This window comes from Streptococcus marimammalium DSM 18627, from assembly GCF_000380045.1.
Classification (GTDB): Bacteria; Bacillota; Bacilli; order Lactobacillales; family Streptococcaceae; genus Streptococcus; species Streptococcus marimammalium.
This window is the reverse complement of sequence record NZ_KB904355.1, coordinates 1-1,411: the sequence shown is the minus strand read 5'-3', so window position 1 is coordinate 1,411 and position 1,411 is coordinate 1. Positions and strand designations below refer to the sequence as shown.

The window sequence follows — 1,411 nt, the reverse complement described above, 5'->3', positions numbered from 1 at the left end:
CTGAAGATGATGCTAAAATTTCAGAATTTTTAGGCTCGATTGTTGGTGGTTTTTCAGGCTCATATGCGGCGAGTAAGTTTAGTTTGAATGATATTACATTGGATGTTAGAAACCAAAAATTAAATATTAATAATTCTGAGGAATTAATTTCTAAATATAGTGATGTTTACGACTATGAATATAGTATCTACACTGACCCTGGACCTCTAAATGATTTACCTGGTGAAATGAATAGAAATTTTTATGGCGGTAGGTATAATAGTGTTACTTTGGATAAGCCTACTGTATTATATAGAGTTGGAGATTCTTCTAATCCTTTGGGACAATGGTTTACATTAACCCCCCCAAGTTCTTCAATAAGTGCTAGAATTGATAATGCTATTAAACCGCAGTGGATTGATAACAATGGAGTACTAACTGGTACCTCTCCAATTAATACCGTATATTCTATTGAAATTCCAGCAGGAACAACTATTTATTTTGGTCCTGTAGGTCCACAAGGAGGAATTTATCAAGGTGGATTAAATAAGCAACAAATACTTGTGAGGGAACCTTGGAATATTAAAGATATTAAGATATTAAATAATTGGTCAATTGAATGAAGGTGATTATATGGATGATACAATTTTATTAAAAAAAATTATTGAGAAATTATTAAACACTATTACAAATAACAAAAGAAATACTATTTTACTGCAATATGATATTTTATTATGGTTATTAGAAAAAATAAATTTAAACCAAAATTTTGATTTTGCTAATATTAATGCTTCTGATATCATTAATAACTTATTTCCCTTACATGGAGGACTAACTGATTATTATTATTGGAGTGAGAATGAAGAGGAGAGATTGGAGAAGAATAAGGAATTGACTCATTTAAAAGATGAGCTTTACAGAATTCTAAAACAATATAGTTAATTAAATATATTGTTGAAATTTTTTATTTAAGTGATTTTTTTCTAAATTATATAGTAATTTTTAATGTTTAGAATACTATATTGTATCTTGAAAACTAAATAATATTCTTTAATAAATATTAAAAAATATATATAATATAAAAATCAGCTTCAGATACCATTTAAAAGATTTCTGGAACAGATAACAGAGCATATGAGAAAGTTCTCGGATTTGACGAAAACTATTTTGGTGATGGCCCCGTTTATCGTCTTGATGTTACCCCAGATGTTATGGGTAAAAGAGAGCTTTCAATTCCGACAGGGAATGAAAAAGGAGCTAACAGTCATTGGATACCAGCTGGACAGACTGATCCAGGTGGCGTTCTAGAAGCAGTAATGAAAAACGTTGGTATTAAGGAAGGAGATTTTATATGGCACGTAGTAAAATAACATGGGAAGAAGTTAGTCAATATGAACAAATGGAACCTAATGGTAAAATTTGGCGTCATAAT

At 29.6% G+C, this 1,411-nt stretch carries 1 protein-coding gene and 1 pseudogene; both read left to right on the top strand.

All coding sequences use genetic code 11. The annotated features are described in order from the left end of the window. Positions 1–602: pseudogene (locus A3I1_RS08510) on the top strand (hypothetical protein); the annotation flags it as partial. Positions 603–612: 10 nt separating this feature from the next. Beyond that, complete coding sequence (locus A3I1_RS07920) at positions 613–921, top strand: hypothetical protein (RefSeq protein ID WP_018370107.1); 309 nt, start codon at positions 613–615, stop codon at positions 919–921. Positions 922–1,411: the final 490 nt, after the last annotated feature.